The sequence below is a fragment of the Citrobacter sp. Cpo148 genome (assembly GCF_030332375.1).
Lineage (GTDB): Bacteria > Pseudomonadota > Gammaproteobacteria > Enterobacterales > Enterobacteriaceae > Citrobacter > Citrobacter portucalensis.
Genome location: NZ_JAOWHY010000043.1, coordinates 140,198 through 160,180, shown reverse-complemented (window position 1 = coordinate 160,180; position 19,983 = coordinate 140,198). Strand labels below are relative to the sequence as shown.

Here is a 19,983-nt window from a genome sequence, read left to right as displayed (position 1 = left end):
TGATGGACTTTTCTTTAACTGAAGAACAAGAACTGCTGCTTGCCAGTATTCGAGAACTGATTACCAGCAATTTCCCGGAAGAATATTTCCGTACCTGCGATCAGACGGCGACCTACCCGAAAGAGTTTATGCGTGCCCTGGCGGACAACGGTATTTCGATGCTGGGCGTTCCGGAAGAGTTTGGTGGCATCCCGGCGGATTACGTCACACAGATGCTGGCGCTGATGGAAGTTTCAAAATGCGGCGCACCCGCTTTTTTGATCACTAACGGTCAGTGCATTCACAGTATGCGTCGTTTTGGATCCGCTGAACAGTTGCGTAAGACCGCAGAAAGCACCATGGAAACGGGCGATCCAGCGTATGCGCTGGCATTAACCGAACCGGGAGCTGGCTCCGACAACAACAGCGCGACCACCAGCTACACTCGCAAAAACGGTAAGGTCTATCTCAACGGGCAGAAAACCTTTATCACCGGCGCGAAAGAGTATCCATATATGCTGGTACTGGCCCGCGATCCGGAGCCAAAAGATCCGAAAAAAGCTTTTACGCTATGGTGGGTCGATTCGAAGAAACCCGGCATTAAGGTTAATCCGCTGCACAAAATCGGCTGGCATATGCTCAGCACCTGCGAAGTTTATCTTGATGACGTTGAAGTGGATGAAAGCGATATGGTCGGAGAGGAAGGCATGGGTTTCCTCAACGTCATGTACAACTTCGAAATGGAACGTTTGATCAACGCTGCACGCAGTACCGGTTTTGCTGAATGCGCCTTCGAAGATGCCGCCCGTTACGCCAACCAGCGCATCGCATTCGGTAAGCCAATTGGTCACAATCAGATGATCCAGGAAAAACTGGCGCTGATGGCGATTAAAATCGATAACATGCGCAATATGGTGTTAAAAGTCGCCTGGCAGGCCGATCAGGAACAGTCTCTGCGCACCAGTGCAGCGCTGGCAAAACTGTATTGTGCACGTACTGCAATGGAAGTGATTGATGACGCCATTCAGATTATGGGTGGACTGGGTTACACCGACGAAGCACGCGTTTCCCGCTTCTGGCGTGATGTCCGCTGTGAACGCATTGGCGGTGGTACAGATGAAATCATGATTTACGTCGCGGGTCGCCAAATCCTGAAAGATTATCAGAATAAGTAAACAGTAATGCTTGCCGGATAGCGCAAATGCGTTATCCGGCACATGCCAGGTTAATCATATTTCTGGCATCAAACATTCCTGTTCTACAAGGTTATTTTTAAACTGCTTACGATAATCGCTGGGGGTACAACCCACATGCCGCTGAAAGAGTTTGGCAAAGTGATCGACATTTTCATACCCTACCCGCCAGGAAATTTCTGCCAACGAGGACTCCGTATTCGTCAGGGCAAATTTTGCCTCTGTCATTCGCCGCTGAATCACATAATTAATCGGCGAAATACGATACTCCTTAGTAAACTCATGACAGATATAGCTCACGCTGGCACGAAATTTCTTAGACAACTGTTCCAGCGTAATTTTCTCTCGAAAGTTGTTATTTAAATAAACCAACACATCTTTAATTAAGATATCTTTTTTAATATATCCCTGCTCAGAACGATAAGCATTTTTAAAGTTTTCGTAATATAAAACAGTTAATGCATAAGCGAAGGCGTCATAAGCGGAAGACGTCAGGTTATTCTTGCTCTGCGGGATCATAACACTCAGTTCATTAAAGATACTTTTAATAACCTCTTTGCCCTGGCTGACGCTAATAACCGGACACGAGTGCATCTGCAAGAGTTGGTTCTCCTGCCAGTCGTTGAAACGAAAGCCGTAGAGCGCACAGGTGTAAGTGGTTGCAGGTGCACTGCTATCGGAAGCAACCGCATGTAACCGCCCTTGTTCTATCACCACGATGTCACCTGCATGTGCGACATACAGCGAAGAGTCGATAATTAGTCTTGCGACACCCTTTTTTACATAGATAAGCTCTGTTTCATTGTCATGAACATGATGACCCGACTCCCAGTTAGGATCATCACTGATGACAAATCGCGAAAATCTCGGGGTTTTTCCCTGTTCAAAAAGGGTCTCCATGGCATTATCAAAACAGCGTTGATACATGACAACCTCCACCGAAAGGCAGTAATTTTGCGGATAATTAATATCGAAAAGTAAAAACGATGAAGACGTTATACAACGTTATTCTGTCCAGGCGAAACAAAATTATTTGCGTCGTCTGCAAGATGACACCTCCAACTTCAGCACGCTGCTCGCACAAATTGTTTTTATTTTAAAATAACAGGAAAGTGTAAATGTTATTAAGTCAGCAATAATAATTTACACACCAGAAACAAAGTGCATGCAGAAACGGATAAAAATATGATCCATTTCTCAAAAAAACGTCTCGATTTTATTTCCATATTTATCACTTTAACACCCGACGTCGTCTTTACGTTCATAAACTCAGCATTCCTAAAGTCCTTTTTTTTGCAAGATTGTTGGGAATGAAAACAGATTGCCCCGTCGAAAACAGTCTCCCTCTGCCGCACACTATTTTCAGTCAATTTTCCCTACTGTTGATGATGGCACTCCCCGTCATCATCAACACGAGAATCACTGGAGATGCCATGAAACTAATAACCTGCTTTAAGTTGGTGCCTGAAGAACAGGACATTGTTGTTACCCCAGAACGTTCGCTTAACTTTGACCGGGCCGATGCCAAAATCAGTCAGTTTGATTTGAATGCAATAGAGGCCGCGACGCAACTTAGTGCGGAAGGTGATGAAATTGTCGCCTTAACGGTTGGCGGCTCGCTACTGCAAAACTCCAAAGTGCGTAAAGACGTACTGTCCCGCGGGCCGGACAGTTTGTTTATGGTGCAGGATCCCCAACTGGAGCATTCATTACCGCGAGACACGGCTCAGGCGCTGGCCTGCGCGGCCAAAAACATTGAATTCGACCTGATGCTGTTCGGCGAAGGGTCTGGAGACATCTACGCCCAGCAGGTTGGCTTACTGGTTGGCGAACTCTTACAACTTCCGGTAATTAACGCCGTCAGCAACATCCAACGTAACGGCGATCGCATTGTGGTTGAACGTACGCTGGAAGACGAAGTTGAAGTGATTGAACTGTCGCTCCCCGCCGTGCTGTGCGTAACCTCGGATATCAATACGCCGCGTATTCCCTCGATGAAAGCCATTCTGGGCGCAGGTAAAAAACCAGTCACACCGTGGCAAGCCAGCGATATTGGCTGGACACCTGCCTCACCGTTAGCAGAACTGGTGAGCCTCACCGTTCCGCCACAAACAGAACGTAAGCACATCATTCTGGAAAATGACTCAGCAGAAGCCATCGCCGAGCTGGCTGAGCATCTGAAAAAAGCCCTGAACTAAGCCCAACGGAGAGAAATTATCATGAGTAAATTAGCTAACGTATGGGTGTTCAGCGATAACGTAGAACGCTATGCAGAATTAATGGCCGGCGCACGCCTGTGGGGTGAAAAGGTACACCTTATTGTACAAGGCAACGAACAGGCCAATCAGGTTAAACCTCTGGGTGCCGATGAGATTGTCGTGCTTGAAACAACGTCTGGTTTACAGCGTGTTGAAAATTTTGCCGAGACCATCGCCGCCCTGATACAAGAACATACCGGGCTATTGCTGATGCCAGCTACAAAACGCGCTAAATCCCTTGGTGCGCGGTTAAGTATTCAGCTCAATGCAGCGATGGTAAATGACGCCACGTCGGTAACGCTTGATGATGGCTCACTGTTCGCAGAACACCGTATGTACGGTGGCCTGGCATTCGGCAAAGAAAAAATCAAAACAACTCAGGCAATTATCACCCTTGCCCCAGGCGTACTTGAACCGGTAGAGGCTAATGCTTCACATACCTGCCCTGTTGTCTCTGCACCTTACATCGCACCACACCATGAAATTATGTGCCAGGAACGTCGCGCCAAATCCGTGAGCAGCGTGGATCTCAGCAAAGCCAAACGTGTGGTGGGTGTGGGCCGCGGCCTGGTTGCGCAAAACGATCTGGAGATGGTGCACCAGTTGGCATCTGTACTGGGTGCAGAAGTGGGTTGTTCACGACCGATTGCCGAAGGCGAAAACTGGATGGAACGCGAACGCTACATCGGCGTTTCTGGCGTGTTACTGAAATCGGACCTTTACCTCACCCTCGGCATTTCAGGACAAATTCAGCATATGGTTGGCGGTAACGGCGCGAAAGTCATTGTTGCCATCAACAAAGATAAGAAAGCCCCTATTTTCAATTACGCCGATTACGGACTGGTCGGCGACATCTACAAAGTCGTTCCGGCTCTTATCGAGCATCTCAGCCGCTAACCCCCACATTTAACGCACATATCCCGCTGCCCTCGCAGCGGGAAGGGAGCATAAAGCATGTCAGATGAAAAATTTGATGCCATTGTGGTCGGTGCTGGCGTGGCGGGTACGGTTGCAGGCTACGTGATGGCTCAGGCCGGACTGGACGTACTGGTCATCGAGCGCGGTAACAGTGCTGGTAGTAAAAATATGACCGGCGGAAGACTCTATGCACATAGTCTTGAGCGCATCATGCCGGGGTTCGCGCAGGAAGCGCCGCTCGAGCGTAAAGTCACCCGCGAAAAAATCTCCTTTCTGACCGAAGAAAGCGCCGTCACTCTCGATTTCCATCGTGAAAAAGCTGACGCACCAACGCAGGATTCGTATACCGTTTTGCGCAACAGACTTGACCCATGGCTAATGGATAAGGCGGAACAAGCTGGCGTGCAGTTCATCCCCGGCGTGCGCGTCGATGCCCTGATCCGCGAAGGTAATAAGGTTACCGGAGTTCAGGCCGGTGACGATATCCTGGAAGCCAATATTGTCATCCTTGCCGATGGCGTCAACTCTATGCTGGGGCGTTCTCTGGGGATGGTTCCGCCCTCTTCTGCACATCACTATGCCGTTGGCGTAAAAGAGCTGATCGGCTTACCTCCAGCGGTCATTGCAGATCGCTTCAATCTTTCAGGTAATGAAGGCGCGGCCTGGCTGTTTGCAGGCTCACCGTCTGATGGGTTGATGGGAGGCGGATTTTTGTATACCAACCAGGACTCCATCTCTCTGGGTCTGGTGTGTGGTCTGGGGGATATTGCCCATGCCACAAAAAGCATTCCACAAATGCTGGAAGACTTTAAGCGACATCCAACTATTCGGCCATTGATTGCCGGTGGAGAACTACTGGAATATTCCGCGCATATGGTGCCGGAAGGCGGTCTGGCAATGGTTCCAAAGCTGGTCGATGACGGTGTGATGATCGTGGGCGATGCCGCCGGTTTCTGTTTGAACCTGGGTTTCACGGTGCGAGGTATGGATTTGGCCATCGCTTCGGCAGAAGCCGCTGCCCAAACAGCTATTGCAGCAAAAGAACGCCAGGATTTCTCTGCCAGCAGCCTGATGGACTACAAGCGCGCGCTCGAACAGGGCTGTGTGATGCGTGATTTACAGCATTTTCGCAAGATCCCGGCGTTAATGGAAAACCCACGGCTGTTCACCCAGTATCCGCGTATGGTGGCCGACATCATGAGCGATATGTTCACCGTGGACGGACGTCCAAATCAACCGGTTCGCAAGATGATTATGTCCCACGCAAAACAAATCGGGCTGATGAACTTACTGAAAGACGGTATCAAGGGGGCAACTGCACTATGAATCAGGACAATACCGTTAACGTTGACGTCAAACTGGGCGTCAATAAATTCAATGTCGATGAAGGCCACCCGCACATTATCCTGGCCGAACATCCAGACCTTAATGAATTTCGTAAGCTGCTGAAAGCCTGCCCCGCCGGGCTGTATAAGCAGGATGAGAGTGGAAACATTCATTTTGATTCTGCTGGTTGCCTGGAGTGCGGAACGTGTCGAGTACTGTGCGGCGACACGATCCTCGACCAATGGGAATATCCGGTCGGAACATTTGGCGTTGATTTTCGCTACGGCTAATGGATTTTGCCTGTAGTACACCGGATCGGCCACGCCGGCCATCCGGTCAGATGTATGCCGAAATCATCCAGGGAATAACTTCATGAGTATCACACTAACGTTTAACGCCGAACGCCGCGAAGTCTGGCGGCAACAGGGTTTATGGGGAGATGCTTCGCTTGGCGATTACTGGAACCAAACTGCCAGAGCCATGCCAGATAAAATCGCCGTGGTTGATAACCATGGCGCTTCATACACCTATGCTGCACTCGACAGCGCGGCCAGCAGTCTGGCAACCTGGTTTTTAGCTTGCGGTATTCAACCCGGCGATCGCATTGCCTTCCAGTTACCGGGCTGGTGCGAGTTTACGATTATCTACCTGGCCTGCCTGAAAACCGGGGCCGTTTCCGTACCGCTGCTGCCAGCGTGGCGTGAAGCAGAGCTGGTATGGGTGCTGAATAAGTGCAAAGCGAAGATTTTTTTCGCACCGACGCTGTTTAAACAGACCCGACCGGTTGATCTGATCCTCCCCTTACAAAACCAGTTGCCGCATCTGCAACAGATCGTTGCCGTGGATAAACTGGCTCCGGCAACTACCTCGCTGGCGCTCAGTCAACTGCTTTTAGCTCCGCCTTTAACCCAGACGATTAATGTTCACGCCGATGAACTGGCGGCGGTGTTGTTTACCTCCGGTACCGAGGGAATGCCAAAAGGCGTAATGCTGACCCACAACAACATCCTTGCCAGCGAGCGCGCCTATTGTGCCCGCCTCAATCTCACCTGGCAGGATGTGTTTTTGATGCCCGCACCACTGGGACACGCTACCGGTTTTCTGCATGGCGTTACTGCACCGTTTTTAATCGGCGCACGCAGCGTATTGTTAGATATTTTCACCCCAACCGCCTGTCTTGAACTGCTGGAGCAACAACGCTGTACCTGTGTGCTCGGCGCAACGCCCTTCGTCTACGACATGTTGTGTAGCATGGAAAAACGACCACGCGATCTCTCATCGCTACGCTTTTTCTTATGTGGGGGCACAACCATTCCACAGAAGATTGCCCGTGACTGCCAGCAGCTCGGCATAAAATTATTAAGCATTTATGGCTCGACAGAGAGTTCACCGCATGCGCTGGTCAATCTCGATGATTCGCTTTCTCGCATGATGAATACCGACGGATATGCTGCTGCAGGCGTCGAAATTAAAGTGGTCGACGAAGCACGCAATACGTTGCCCGCGGGGGTAGAAGGTGAAGAAGCTTCGCGTGGTCCCAATGTGTTTATGGGCTACCTCGATGAACCCGAACTCACCGCCCGCGCGCTGGATCAAGACGGCTGGTATTACAGCGGCGACTTATGCCGAATGGACGATGCGGGGTACATCAAAATCACCGGACGGAAAAAAGATATCATTGTCCGCGGAGGAGAAAACATCAGCAGCCGCGAAGTTGAGGATATTTTATTGCAGCATCCTCGCATTCACGATGCCTGTGTTGTCGCGATGCCGGACGAACGGTTAGGTGAAAGGTCGTGTGCTTACGTGGTTCTAAAACCTCCGCATCATTCGTTGTCGCTGGAATCAGTGGTGGCATTTTTTAACCGCAAGCGGGTGGCAAAGTACAAATGCCCTGAGCACATTGTGATCGTGGAGAAATTACCGCGCACGGCGTCAGGTAAAGTACAAAAATACCAGCTTCGTCAGGATATTATTCAGCGTTTGAGCGTGGAGAGTATTACAGGATAAAGCGCCGGATGGCGATGCTCACGCATCTTATCCGGCCTACGTTGAATAGGCCGGATAAGGCATGATATTACTTGTTCAGTTCAGCCAGACTCAGCCAGGTTTGTACGACGGTGTCCGGGTTCAGCGACAGACTGTCGATCCCCTCTTCCATCAGCCAGGCCGCGAAGTCTTCGTGGTCAGAAGGTCCCTGGCCGCAAATACCCACGTATTTGCCTTGTTTCTTGGCTGCACGAATCGCCATCGACAGCAGCGCTTTCACCGCGTCGTTACGCTCATCAAACAGTTCAGAAACCACACCAGAGTCACGATCCAGACCCAGCGCCAGCTGCGTCATGTCGTTTGAGCCGATGGAGAAGCCGTCGAAGTATTCGAGGAACTGCTCGGCCAGCAAGGCGTTAGACGGGATCTCACACATCATGATGATCTTCAGTCCGTTCTCGCCGCGTTTAAGCCCCTGGCGTGCCAGTTCTTCCACCACCGCTTTCGCCTGGGCAACGGTACGTACAAACGGTACCATCACTTCAACGTTAGTCAGGCCCATGTCGTTACGGACACGTTTTACTGCGTCGCATTCCAGCGCGAAGCAGTCGCGGAAGCTGTCGGCAACATAACGGCCCGCCCCACGGAAGCCCAGCATCGGGTTCTCTTCATGCGGTTCATAACGCTCACCGCCGACCAGGTTGGCATATTCGTTGGACTTAAAGTCAGACATACGCACGATGACGCGTTTTGGATAAAACGCCGCACCCAGCGTCGCGATCCCTTCCGTCAGACGACCGACATAGAATTCACGCGGAGAATCGAAACCTTTCATCATGGCGCGAATTTCATTTTGCAGCTCAGGCGTCTGGTCATCGAACTCCAGCAGCGCACGCGGGTGTACGCCAATCATGCGGTTGATGATAAATTCCAGACGCGCCAGGCCGACGCCTTCGTTTGGCAGACAGGCGAAGTCGAAAGCCCGGTCCGGGTTACCGACGTTCATCATCACCTTCAACGGCAGATCCGGCATGGTCTCTACGCTGGAACTCTTCACGCTAAAGTCGAGCATGTCAGCGTAAACATAACCGGTATCGCCTTCGGCACAGGAGACGGTTACCTTCTCACCATCTTTCATGCGCTCGGTCGCATCGCCACAGCCCACCACGGCCGGGATCCCCAGTTCACGGGCAATGATTGCCGCGTGACAGGTACGACCGCCACGGTTAGTGACAATTGCTGCCGCTTTCTTCATGATCGGTTCCCAGTCCGGGTCGGTCATGTCGGTAACCAGTACGTCGCCTGGTTCGATGCGGTTCATTTCGCTGATGTCATGAATGACTTTGACCGGACCCGCGCCAATGCGGTGGCCGATGGCGCGACCTTCAGCAATTATTTTACCCTGAGCATGCAGCGTATAACGCTCCATCACCTGACCGCGAGAGCGCACGGTTTCCGGACGCGCCTGAACAATGAACAGCTTGCCGGTATGGCCGTCTTTCGCCCATTCGATGTCCATTGGACGACCGTAGTGCTTCTCGATCTGCACTGCTTGCTTGGCCAGTTCCTGCACTTCTTCGTTAGTCAGGGAGAAAATGTCGCGTTGTTCCTGCGGGACATCTTCAATGGTCACCTGCTTACCGTGTTCCTGGGTCGGCGCGTAAATCATGCGGATTTTTTTCGATCCCATTGTGCGACGGACGATCGCCGGACGGTTAGCCGCCAGGGTCGGTTTGTGCACGTAGAATTCATCCGGGTTAACGGCGCCCTGCACGACCATTTCGCCCAAGCCCCAGGCGGACGTGATAAAGACAACCTGGTCGAAACCGGATTCGGTATCGATGGAGAACATTACGCCTGAGGACGCGAGGTCAGAACGCACCATCCGCTGAACGCCAGCAGAAAGTGCGACGCCACGGTGGTCATAGCCCTGGTGAACACGATAAGAGATCGCGCGGTCGTTAAACAGCGAGGCAAATACGTGTTTGATGGCAACCAGTACGGCATCAAATCCCTGGACGTTGAGGAAGGTTTCCTGCTGACCGGCAAATGACGCATCTGGCATATCTTCTGCGGTAGCGGAAGAACGCACGGCAAAAGAGGCATTGGCATCGTCCGCTGACAGCTGCGCGTAGGCATCGCGGACGGCATTTTCCAGTTCGGGCTGGAAAGGAGTGTCGATAATCCACTGGCGGATCTGTGCCCCGGCTTTCGCAAGCTCAGTGACATCGTCGATATCCGTTTTATCCAGCAGCTCATAAATGCGCTGGTTTACACCGCTCTGGTCCAGAAACTGGTTAAACGCATCGGCGGTCGTTGCAAAACCATTCGGTACGGAAACACCCATACCTGAAAGGTTAGTAATCATTTCACCCAGGGAGGCATTTTTGCCTCCAACTCTGTCTACATCATTCATGCCGAGTTGGTTATACCAAAGCACCAGCGGTGACGAGCCATTGTTGGACATCGAACAATCCTTATATATGAACGAGGTTAGGAAACTCAATTTTGCGTAATTATCTTGGCATATTTACTCCGGCGAAAAAAACGGTGAATCGTTCAAGCAACTTTATTTTTTATTTTTTCAGATTGTTTCCGCATTTGCGCAAACCCGCGAGCCACACGGGATCACCACAAAAATGACCGGTATAAACATTTGTTCCGAAAAATGAAATGTACTTTTCATTAAATATAAAAATACCGTTTCATTTTATAAAATAGATGCCGCAATATTCGCTTCTGGCGAATTTTAATTTATGCTTTCAGAGAATTATATCTGCCCCAGGATGAGCAAAATGGATAATGCTGTTGATCGTCACGTATTTTATATTTCTGATGGTACGGCCATCACCGCCGAGGTATTGGGTCACGCGGTGATGTCGCAATTTCCGGTCACGATCAGCAGTATTACGCTGCCGTTTGTGGAAAATGAGAGTCGTGCGCGCGCGGTTAAAGACCAGATTGACGCTATCTACCAACAAACTGGCGTGCGCCCTTTAGTGTTTTACTCCATCGTCCTGCCGGAAATTCGCTCGATCATTCTGCAAAGCGAAGGGTTTTGTCAGGATATCGTGCAGGCGTTGGTTGCCCCACTGCAGCACGAGATGAAACTCGACCCTACGCCTATCGCCCACCGCACGCACGGTCTGAATCCCGGTAACCTCAACAAGTACGACGCGCGCATCGCTGCCATTGACTACACCCTCGCCCACGACGACGGTATTTCGTTGCGCAACCTCGATCAGGCGCAGGTGATCCTGCTCGGCGTTTCCCGTTGCGGCAAAACCCCGACCAGTTTGTATCTGGCCATGCAGTTTGGTATCCGCGCGGCCAACTACCCCTTTATTGCCGATGATATGGATAATCTGGTGCTGCCCACGTCCCTGAAGCCGTTGCAGCATAAGCTGTTCGGTCTGACTATCGACCCTGAGCGCCTGGCGGCCATCCGCGAAGAACGCCGTGAGAACAGCCGTTACGCCTCGCTGCGTCAGTGCCGTATGGAAGTTGCTGAGGTGGAAGCGCTTTATCGGAAAAACCAGATCCCCTGGCTGAACAGTACCAATTATTCGGTAGAAGAGATTGCTACCAAGATCCTCGATATCATGGGACTGAATCGCCGCATGTACTAGAATGCTAGTGCATTGGTTCGATTTTTTGTTATTATGCTCGCCACCAGGCAGGATGAGTGTGATATTGTGATGTACATCACTTCCCGGTAGTCCTGCCGTTGAAGCAACAAATTTCTGAGACAAGTAATGAACAGAACCGATGAACTCCGTACTGCGCGTATTGACAACCTGGTCACTCCAGCAGAGCTTGCGCAACGGCATCCTGTTTCGTCCTCCGTCGCCCGTCATGTTACGGACTCCCGACGTCGGATAGAAAAAATTTTAAATGGTGAAGACCCCCGTTTACTGGTGATCGTAGGTCCCTGCTCGATTCACGATCTTGATGCCGCGATGGAATACGCGACACGGTTACAGGCGCTGCGCACTAAGCACCAGGCGCGTCTGGAAATCGTGATGCGTACCTATTTTGAAAAACCACGCACCGTCGTAGGCTGGAAAGGCCTGATTTCCGACCCGGATTTGAATGGCAGTTATCGTGTGAACCACGGTATTGAACTGGCGCGAAAACTGCTGTTGCAGGTCAACGAACTGGGCGTCCCCACGGCGACTGAATTCCTCGACATGGTGACCGGCCAGTTTATTGCTGATTTAATCAGTTGGGGAGCTATTGGCGCGCGCACCACCGAAAGTCAGATCCATCGTGAAATGGCCTCCGCGCTCTCCTGCCCGGTCGGCTTTAAGAACGGAACGGATGGCAACACGCGCATCGCCGTCGATGCGATTCGCGCCTCCCGCGCCAGTCACATGTTCCTCTCGCCGGATAAAACCGGTCAGATGACCATTTACCAGACCAGCGGTAACCCTTACGGGCATATCATCATGCGTGGCGGTAAAAAGCCGAATTATTATGCTGAAGATATTGCTGCCGCCTGCGATACCCTGCACGAATTTTCCCTGCCTGAGCATCTGGTGGTCGATTTTAGCCACGGCAATTGCCAGAAGCAGCATCGCCGTCAGTTGGACGTTTGTGATGATGTATGCCAGCAAATTCGCAATGGTTCGACGGCGATTGCCGGGATTATGGCGGAGAGTTTCTTGCGTGAAGGTACGCAAAAAATCGTTAGCGGCCAGCCGCTGGTTTACGGTCAGTCCATTACCGACCCGTGCCTGAACTGGGAAGATACTGAACTGTTGGTTGAAAAACTCGCCTCTGCTGTTGATAGCCGTTTTTAATGCTGTTCGCCGGGCAATATCACCTTGCCCGGCGCTAATCCCTTGTTTTTCCCTTGCTTATTGCGCAAAAAACGTTCTCGTCACAATTATTTCACAAAAACGCTTGCCGCAAATTTGTAGTTTGATGATAATGATTATCATTGTTACATTGATTGTTATTTTTAAACACTATGTCACGTATGGATAACACAACGGCAACGCCTGCAAAAGACAAAACACCGCCTTCCGTCGCGCCAAACGAGCGACGAATTGACAGTAAAACCCTGCTTGGTAACGAAGGACGCGTGATCATAGAACATGATGGTCAGCACTACCTGCTGCGCCAGACACAAGCCGGAAAACTCATTCTGACTAAATAAACAACACATTTCGCCAGCCACCCAGGTCATACCCAGGCAGCCAGCGCTTTTCGATTTCCTAATGGAGAGTTGCTATGCCTTACCTGCACACCGCTTCCCTGCGCCCATCGCTGTTGGCGCTGGCGATTATCAGTAACCTGCCCGCCGTCGCCTGGGCAGCGGTCGAGGATATGACCGTTACCGCCACCGGCAATGCCCGTAGCGCCTTTGAAGCGCCAATGATGGTTAGCGTCATTGACGCCACCGCCCCAGAAAACCAAACCGCCAGCTCCGCTGCCGACCTGTTACGTAAGGTTCCAGGCCTGACCCTTGACGGTACGGGCCGTACCAACGGCCAGGACGTGAATCTGCGCGGCTATGATCGACGCGGAGTTCTGGTACTGGTTGACGGCGTTCGTCAGGGAACCGACACCGGACACCTGAACAGTACCTTCCTCGACCCGGCGCTTATCAAACGCATCGAAGTCGTGCGTGGCCCTTCCGCACTACTGTACGGTAGCGGCGCGCTAGGCGGCGTGATCGCCTATGACACTGCAGATGCCAAAGATCTACTGGACGTCGGGAAAAACAGTGGTTATCGCGTGTTCGGTACCGCGGCGACCGGCGATCACAGTCTCGGCATGGGCGCCAGCACGTATGGCCGTACCGATACGCTGGACGGACTGCTTGCCTGGTCCAGCCGCGATCGCGGTGATTTACGCCAGAGTGACGGTACTACTGCGCCGAATGACGAAGCAATTAACAATATGCTGGCGAAAGGTAGCTGGAAAATTGACAGCGCCCAGACGCTGGCCGGTTCGCTGCGTTACTACAATAATGACGCCCGGGAACCTAAAAACCCGCAGACCAGCGCGGCGGATGCCAGCAATCCGATGACCAACCGTTCAACGATCCAGCGTGATGCGCAACTGACCTACTCGCTCGCTCCGGCGGACAATGACTGGCTGAACGCTGACGCCCGTATCTACTGGTCCGAAGCGCGCATTAATGCTCAGAATGCAGATAACACTGGCGAATTTCGCAAGCAAACCACCAAAGGCGGGAAGATCGACAACCGCAGCCGTCTGTTTACCGACTCTTTTGCATCTCACCTGTTGACCTACGGCGGTGAATACTATCGTCAGGAACAACAACCGGGAGGAGCAACAACTGGTTTCCCGGAGGCTAAGATCGATTTCAGCTCCGGCTGGCTCCAGGATGAAATCACCCTGCGCGACCTGCCGGTTACGCTGCTGGGCGGTACCCGTTATGACTCTTATCGCGGCAGCAGCGACGGTTATGAAGATGTCGATGCCGATAAATGGTCGTCCCGCGCCGGATTAACGGTTGCGCCAACTGACTGGCTGATGCTGTTCGGTTCATACGCTCAGGCTTTCCGTGCCCCGACTATGGGCGAGATGTATAACGATGCGAAACACTTCTCGATTGGTCGTTTTTACACCAACTACTGGGTACCGAACCCTAACCTGCGCCCGGAAACCAACGAAACACAGGAATACGGATTTGGCCTGCGCTTTGACGATCTTCTGATGGCGAGCGACGCGCTCGAATTTAAAGCCAGCTATTTCGACACCAAAGCGAAAGATTACATCTCCACCAGCGTCGATTTCGCCGCTGCGACAACCATGTCCTATAACGTACCCAACGCCAAAATCTGGGGCTGGGATGTGATGGCGAAATATTCCACCGATCTGTTCAGCCTCGACATGGCCTATAACCGCACACGCGGAAAAGATACTGACACCGGCGAATACATTTCAAGCATTAACCCGGACACCGTCACCAGCAAACTGAATGTGCCAGTTGCGCACAGCGGTTTCTCTGTCGGCTGGATAGGGACATTTGCTGACCGTTCAACGCATATCAGCAGCACCTACGCTAAACAGCCCGGCTATGCGGTAAACGATTTCTACGTCAGCTATCAGGGCCAACAAGCGCTGAAAGGCATGACCACCACGCTGGTACTGGGCAACGCCTTCGACAAAGAGTACTGGTCGCCGCAAGGCATTCCGCAGGATGGTCGTAATGGCAAAATTTTCGTGAGTTATCAGTGGTAATCACTTTTCCCCGGTTCGCCGGGGCCGCAATCTGGAAGGAAGAGACAATGAATCATTACACACGCTGGCTGGAACTGAAGAAAGAAAATCCTGGCAAATACGCACGTGATATTGCGGGGTTGATGAATATTAGCGAAGCCGAACTGACCTTTGCACGCGTCGGTCACGATGCCTGGCGCTTACGTGGCGAAGTGCGTGAAATTCTCAGCGCACTGGAAGCAGTTGGCGAAACCAAATGTATTTGCCGCAATGAATACGCAGTACATGAGCAGGTGGGTGCTTTTACCAATCAGCACCTCAACGGTCATGCCGGACTGGTTCTCAATCCGCGCGCCCTCGATCTGCGTCTTTTCCTGAATCAGTGGGCCAGCACCTTTCATATCAGCGAAACAACCGCCCATGGTGAGCGTCAGAGCATTCAGTTCTTCGACCATCAGGGAGATGCGCTGCTGAAGGTCTATACCACGCAAAATACCCTCGTTGAGGAATGGGCAGCGTTGCTGACCCGTTTCATCTTTGCAGAAAACCCGCCGCTGGCACTGCAACCCGCCAACAATTCCGCGCCTGCCGCCGTCACGGTCGATGCGCAGACCGTTGATCAAGAGTGGCGAGCGATGACCGATGTCCACCAGTTCTTCGGTCTGCTGAAACGCCATGAACTCACCCGCCAACAGGCGTTTAATCTGGTGGGCGACGATCTGGCCTGTAAGGTTTCTAATAGTGCACTGGCGCAGTTACTCGACACCGCGCGTCAGGATGGCAACGAAATTATGGTTTTTGTGGGTAATCGCGGCTGTGTACAGATTTTTACCGGCGTGATTGAAAAACTGGTACCGATGAAAGGCTGGCTAAACATCTTCAACCCAACCTTTACCCTACATCTGCTGGAAGAGAGCGTGGCCGAAACGTGGGTGACGCGCAAACCAACCGCCGATGGTCACGTCACCAGTCTGGAACTGTTTGCTGCCGACGGTACGCAAATCGCACAACTGTATGGTCAACGTACGGAAGGCGAACCGGAACAGACGCAATGGCGCACACAGATTGACGCGCTAACGTCGAAAGGACTGGCCGCATGAAAAAACTGCTGGCCCTGATCGCGCTGCTGCCCTTCGCCGCACTGGCTGCGCCCGAGGAGCGAGTTGTTGCCCTCGGTGGCGATGTCACCGAGATCGTATACGCACTGGGAGCACAACCCTCCCTTGTGGCGAGAGACAGCACCAGCCAATGGCCTGCTGCGGCAACCGCGTTACCTGATGTTGGTTATTTGCGCCAGCTCAACGCCGAAGGGATCCTTGCCACACGCCCTACGCTGGTCCTTGCCAGCGCGCAGGCGCAGCCTTCTCTGGTGTTAAAACAGCTCGAGCAGAGCAACGTCAGGGTTGTCACGATCCCAGCAAGCAACGATCTTAACGCGATTGATGAAAAAGTTCGGGTTATCGCCGAGGCTACCCATAGGAATGCCGACGGCGAAACGCTGCGCGCAACGTTACGTCAGGAACTGGCGACGCTCCCGTCATCTGAACTTAATAAACGTGTGCTGTTTATTCTCAATCATGGCGGGATGACCGCGATGGCGGCGGGCCAGCAAACCGGAGCCGATGCGGCGATTCGTGCCGCAGGTCTACGCAACGCGATGCAGGGCGTTAATCGCTATCAGCCGCTGTCACAAGAAGGCGTCATTGCCAGCCAGCCCGATCTGGTAGTGATTTCACAAGAAGGTGTTAAGGCGATGGGTGGCGAGGCAAACCTGTGGGCGCTACCTGGACTTGCGCAAACACCTGCCGGAAGGAATAAACAGGTATTGCAGGTTGACGATATGGCGCTGTTGGGCTTCAGCGTTCGCACGCCACAGGCTATTTTGCAGCTTCGTGCTAAAGCGGAGCAATTGCCCTGATGTCCCGGCGGATCACCTGTTCGTTGTGGATGTTGGCATTGATGCTGCTTGTAATGACGGTTCTGGCTACCGGTTTTGGCGCGTTGCGCCTGCCGGTAAGTCTGCTCTGGCGTGATGGCGATGAGGCACTGCGTCAAATCTGGCTCACGATTCGTCTGCCCCGCGTCCTGCTGGCGCTGGTGATTGGCGGCTCTCTGGCGCTCGCTGGCTGCGTGATGCAGGGGCTATTTCGCAATCCACTTGCAGACCCTGGATTACTGGGAATAAGCAGCGGCGCCGCCTGCGCTGTGGCCCTGTGGGTGGTGCTGCCTGTCTCCTTGCCCGCGCTGCTGATGTTGTATGCTCCAATGCTGGCCGCTTTTTTCGGCGCGCTGGCGGCAACGGTAGTGATTTTTATCCTCAGCCAACAGCGCGACGGTTCACTCTCACGCCTGCTGCTGGTCGGCATTGCCATTAACGCGCTCTGTGGGGCGGCGGTTGGCGTTTTGTCGTGGGTCAGTAATGATGCGCAACTGCGCCAGCTGTCGCTATGGGGAATGGGAAGTCTGGGGGCCGCGCAGTGGTCCACACTGTTGGCTGTCACGTCACTGACAATCCCGACAGTGCTGATCATCTGGCGACTTGCTCCGGCGCTGAATCTTCTGCAACTGGGTGAGGAAGAGGCGCATTATCTCGGCGTTGATGTGCGTACAATCCAGCGTATTTTGCTGCTTTGTAGCGCACTACTGGTTGCCTCAGCCGTGGCGGTAAGCGGCGTGATTGGCTTTATCGGGTTGGTCATCCCACATTTAATACGTATGTGGCTCGGTTCAGACCATCGGGCCGTTATTCCGGGTTCCGTGTTGGCGGGCGCGTTTTTATTGCTGATTGCAGACACACTGGCCCGTACGGCGGTTGCGCCTGCGGAGATGCCGGTCGGTCTGTTGACCAGTCTTCTCGGCGCACCGTGGTTTTTATGGCTTATTTTTCGTCAGCGAGGACCGCATGGCTGAACATTTCATCGCTGAAGGGCTTCACTATCACGTAGCTGGCAGAGCGGTGATCGACGACGTATCACTCGCCCTTACAAAAGGTGAACTGGTGGCGCTCATCGGCCCAAACGGTGCGGGGAAATCCACTCTGCTACGCTTGCTGACCGGTTTTCTGAAACCGGCTACCGGGCGCTGCGTGCTGGCGGGCAAACCGCTGGAGGAGTGGCCTACCCAAATGCTGTCGCGACACCGGGCGGTAATGCGTCAGCAAACGCGACTTGGATTTGACTGGCCGGTAGAGGCCGTCATCGCGATGGGTCGCGCGCCCTGGACCCAACGACCGGAACCTGGGCTTATTGCACAGGTAATGGAGATGACCGGATGTACGCCTCTGGCAGGCCGGCAATACGCCGCGCTTTCCGGCGGCGAGCAACAGCGAGTGCAGTTAGCCCGTGCGCTGGCGCAACTCTGGTACGACGGTGCGCCTCGCGGTTGGTTATTCCTTGATGAACCGACCTCCGCGCTGGATCTTTACCACCAGCAGCATCTGTTGCGCATGCTAAAAACGCTAACCGCTTCGGGTGAGCTGCATGTGTGCATTGTGCTTCACGATCTGAACCTCGCCGCACTGTGGGCAGACAGAATAGTGCTGCTGCACAACGGCAGGCTGGTGTCGCAGGGAACACCGGAAACTGTGTTACAGGCCGATGACCTGAAGCGCTGGTACGGTGCTCAGGTACACGTTGGCCAGCATCCGGCCAACGCCTCCCCGCAGGTATTTCTGGCCCCTTAGCTTGAACAACTCACTTCCAGCCGTTTGCCCCAGTCAGGTGGACGGCTGGCATAGTCATCATCGCGATCGGCAAACGGGGTGCGCAACGCCTGGTGCAACCGATGCAGTTCGGCGTAATCCCCCTGCTCTGCCTGACTAATCGCCCGTTGCGCCAGCCAGTTACGTAATACCATCGCCGGATTTGCCGCCTTCATCTGTGTTTGTCTGACTGCATCGGCAATATTGTCCTGCTGAAGGCGCGAGCGATACCGCGTGAACCAGTCGTCAAATGCTGCGCGGTCGATAAACTCATCGCGCAACGGAGATTGCGCACTGTGCTGCTCCGTTTCGCTGAGCATGCGAAACGTTCGCGTATAGTCGCTTCTTTCTCGCGCCATCAGGCTAAACAGTTCGCTAAGCAGTTCGTTATCGTCTTTCTGCTCGCTAAAGAAGCCGAGCTTTTGCCGCATCCGCTGACCATAGCGAGTTAACAGCGCCAGTTGGTAACCGTCCAGCGCATCATTTAGCGCCTCGACCTGGATAAACGGCGACAGGGTTTGCGCCAGACGTTGCAGGTTCCACAACGCGGCAGCCGGTTGGTTATCGAAACTGTATCGCCCCTGGTTGTCAGAGTGGTTGCAGATATAATCAGGCACGTAATCATCAAGAAAACCGAATGGACCGTAATCCATCGTCAGACCCAGAATCGACATGTTGTCCGTGTTCATAACACCATGTGCAAATCCTACCGCCTGCCAGTCAGCGATTAACGTCGCAGTACGCGTGACAACATCGTTAAACCACAGCTGATACTTATCGGCTTCTTCCTGCCATTGCGGCCAGTAATGGCGAATCGCAAAGTCAGCCAACTCGCGCACTTTTTCCGGCTCTCGGCGATAGTAAAAATGCTCAAAATGACCAAACCGCATATGGCTTTGCGCCACGCGAATGAGCATCGCCCCTGCTTCGACCGTTTCGCGATAAACCGGCGTGTCACTGGTGACAATCGACAATGCCCGCGTGGTCGGTATTCCCAGGTAGTACATCGCTTCACTGGCCAGGCTTTCACGAATGGTCGAGCGCAGCACGGCACGCCCATCACCCATGCGGGAATACGGTGTGAGTCCGGCGCCTTTCAGGTGCCAGTCAAACGTTGAACCATCCGCGAGCTGTTGTTCACCCAGCAGGATCCCTCGTCCGTCGCCAAGCTGACCAGCCCAGACGCCGAACTGATGCCCACTATAAACCTGGGCTAAAGGCGACATCCCGGGAAGCAACGATTCGCCGCCCCAAACGCCTGCACCAGTCGGAATATCAAATAGCGCCGCAGGAATTGCTAATTGCTCCGCCAGCGCATCGTTATGCCAGATAAGGCGCGCGTTTTTCAGAGGGGTGGGTGAAAGCGCGGTATAGGTTGCTGGTAGTTCATCACGCCAGCGAGTGGTAAAAGACAGGGTCATAG

Annotated in this window: 17 protein-coding genes; 14 read left to right on the top strand and 3 right to left on the bottom strand. The window is 53.0% G+C overall.

Annotation, left to right across the window (positions count from 1 at the left end):
- Positions 1–2: 2 nt before the first annotated feature.
- Complete coding sequence (locus OGY10_RS10685; protein ID WP_003832619.1) at positions 3–1,154, top strand: acyl-CoA dehydrogenase; 1,152 nt, start codon at positions 3–5, stop codon at positions 1,152–1,154.
- A gap of 54 nt (positions 1,155–1,208) precedes the next feature.
- Here OGY10_RS10685 and OGY10_RS10680 read toward each other — a convergent pair whose 3' ends face one another.
- Positions 1,209–2,099, bottom strand: coding sequence for an AraC family transcriptional regulator (locus tag OGY10_RS10680; RefSeq protein ID WP_032943176.1), 891 nt, complete (start codon positions 2,097–2,099; stop codon positions 1,209–1,211).
- Positions 2,100–2,605: 506 nt separating this feature from the next.
- Between OGY10_RS10680 and OGY10_RS10675 the strand changes: the two genes are divergently transcribed.
- The 5 genes from OGY10_RS10675 to fadK all read left to right on the top strand — a co-directional run bounded on the left by OGY10_RS10675 (position 2,606) and on the right by fadK (position 7,684).
- Entirely contained in the window at positions 2,606–3,370 is a 765-nt protein-coding gene (locus OGY10_RS10675) for an electron transfer flavoprotein (protein ID WP_020996442.1), read from the top strand.
- Between the two features lie 21 nt (positions 3,371–3,391).
- Complete coding sequence (locus tag OGY10_RS10670; RefSeq protein ID WP_174770338.1) at positions 3,392–4,327, top strand: electron transfer flavoprotein subunit alpha; 936 nt, start codon at positions 3,392–3,394, stop codon at positions 4,325–4,327.
- Positions 4,328–4,384: 57 nt separating this feature from the next.
- Positions 4,385–5,674 (top strand): FAD-dependent oxidoreductase, encoded by a 1,290-nt coding sequence (locus OGY10_RS10665; protein WP_286576742.1) that lies wholly within the window; start codon positions 4,385–4,387, stop codon positions 5,672–5,674.
- Positions 5,671–5,964 (top strand): ferredoxin family protein, encoded by a 294-nt coding sequence (locus OGY10_RS10660; protein ID WP_003832609.1) that lies wholly within the window; start codon positions 5,671–5,673, stop codon positions 5,962–5,964. Before OGY10_RS10665 ends, OGY10_RS10660 begins: the two co-directional genes overlap by 4 nt.
- An 82-nt stretch (positions 5,965–6,046) precedes the next feature.
- The gene (fadK, locus tag OGY10_RS10655) at positions 6,047–7,684 is read left to right on the top strand and encodes a medium-chain fatty-acid--CoA ligase (RefSeq protein ID WP_286576741.1); all 1,638 of its coding nucleotides are present in this window, start codon (positions 6,047–6,049) and stop codon (positions 7,682–7,684) included.
- A 67-nt stretch (positions 7,685–7,751) separates the two neighbouring features.
- On the opposite strand, the gene ppsA is transcribed toward fadK, so the two are convergent.
- Positions 7,752–10,130: a phosphoenolpyruvate synthase gene (ppsA, locus tag OGY10_RS10650; RefSeq protein WP_003832604.1), complete on the bottom strand. Its 2,379-nt coding sequence runs from the start codon at positions 10,128–10,130 to the stop codon at positions 7,752–7,754.
- Positions 10,131–10,458: 328 nt separating this feature from the next.
- Between ppsA and ppsR the strand changes: the two genes are divergently transcribed.
- The 8 genes from ppsR to OGY10_RS10610 all read left to right on the top strand — a co-directional run bounded on the left by ppsR (position 10,459) and on the right by OGY10_RS10610 (position 18,542).
- A complete protein-coding gene (ppsR, locus tag OGY10_RS10645; protein ID WP_003832602.1) occupies positions 10,459–11,292 on the top strand; it encodes a posphoenolpyruvate synthetase regulatory kinase/phosphorylase PpsR in 834 nt (277 codons plus the stop codon).
- A gap of 126 nt (positions 11,293–11,418) precedes the next feature.
- Entirely contained in the window at positions 11,419–12,465 is a 1,047-nt protein-coding gene (gene aroH / locus OGY10_RS10640) for a 3-deoxy-7-phosphoheptulonate synthase AroH (protein ID WP_003030555.1), read from the top strand.
- Positions 12,466–12,635: 170 nt separating this feature from the next.
- Complete coding sequence (hemP, locus tag OGY10_RS10635) at positions 12,636–12,824, top strand: hemin uptake protein HemP (RefSeq protein WP_032943171.1); 189 nt, start codon at positions 12,636–12,638, stop codon at positions 12,822–12,824.
- A gap of 74 nt (positions 12,825–12,898) precedes the next feature.
- Complete coding sequence (locus OGY10_RS10630) at positions 12,899–14,881, top strand: TonB-dependent hemoglobin/transferrin/lactoferrin family receptor (protein ID WP_008784586.1); 1,983 nt, start codon at positions 12,899–12,901, stop codon at positions 14,879–14,881.
- A 47-nt stretch (positions 14,882–14,928) separates the two neighbouring features.
- Entirely contained in the window at positions 14,929–15,960 is a 1,032-nt protein-coding gene (gene chuS / locus OGY10_RS10625) for a hematinate-forming heme oxygenase ChuS (RefSeq protein WP_111465734.1), read from the top strand.
- On the top strand, positions 15,957–16,778 hold the full coding sequence (locus tag OGY10_RS10620) for a heme/hemin ABC transporter substrate-binding protein (protein ID WP_008784584.1): 822 nt from the start codon (positions 15,957–15,959) through the stop codon (positions 16,776–16,778). Before chuS ends, OGY10_RS10620 begins: the two co-directional genes overlap by 4 nt.
- A complete protein-coding gene (locus OGY10_RS10615; protein ID WP_057066981.1) occupies positions 16,778–17,770 on the top strand; it encodes a FecCD family ABC transporter permease in 993 nt (330 codons plus the stop codon). Before OGY10_RS10620 ends, OGY10_RS10615 begins: the two co-directional genes overlap by 1 nt.
- On the top strand, positions 17,763–18,542 hold the full coding sequence (locus OGY10_RS10610) for a heme ABC transporter ATP-binding protein (protein ID WP_191226091.1): 780 nt from the start codon (positions 17,763–17,765) through the stop codon (positions 18,540–18,542). Before OGY10_RS10615 ends, OGY10_RS10610 begins: the two co-directional genes overlap by 8 nt.
- On the opposite strand, the gene selO is transcribed toward OGY10_RS10610, so the two are convergent.
- A complete protein-coding gene (selO, locus tag OGY10_RS10605) occupies positions 18,539–19,981 on the bottom strand; it encodes a protein adenylyltransferase SelO (protein ID WP_191226092.1) in 1,443 nt (480 codons plus the stop codon). The two genes, OGY10_RS10610 and selO, sit on opposite strands and share 4 nt — an antisense overlap.
- Between the last annotated feature and the right edge of the window lie 2 nt (positions 19,982–19,983).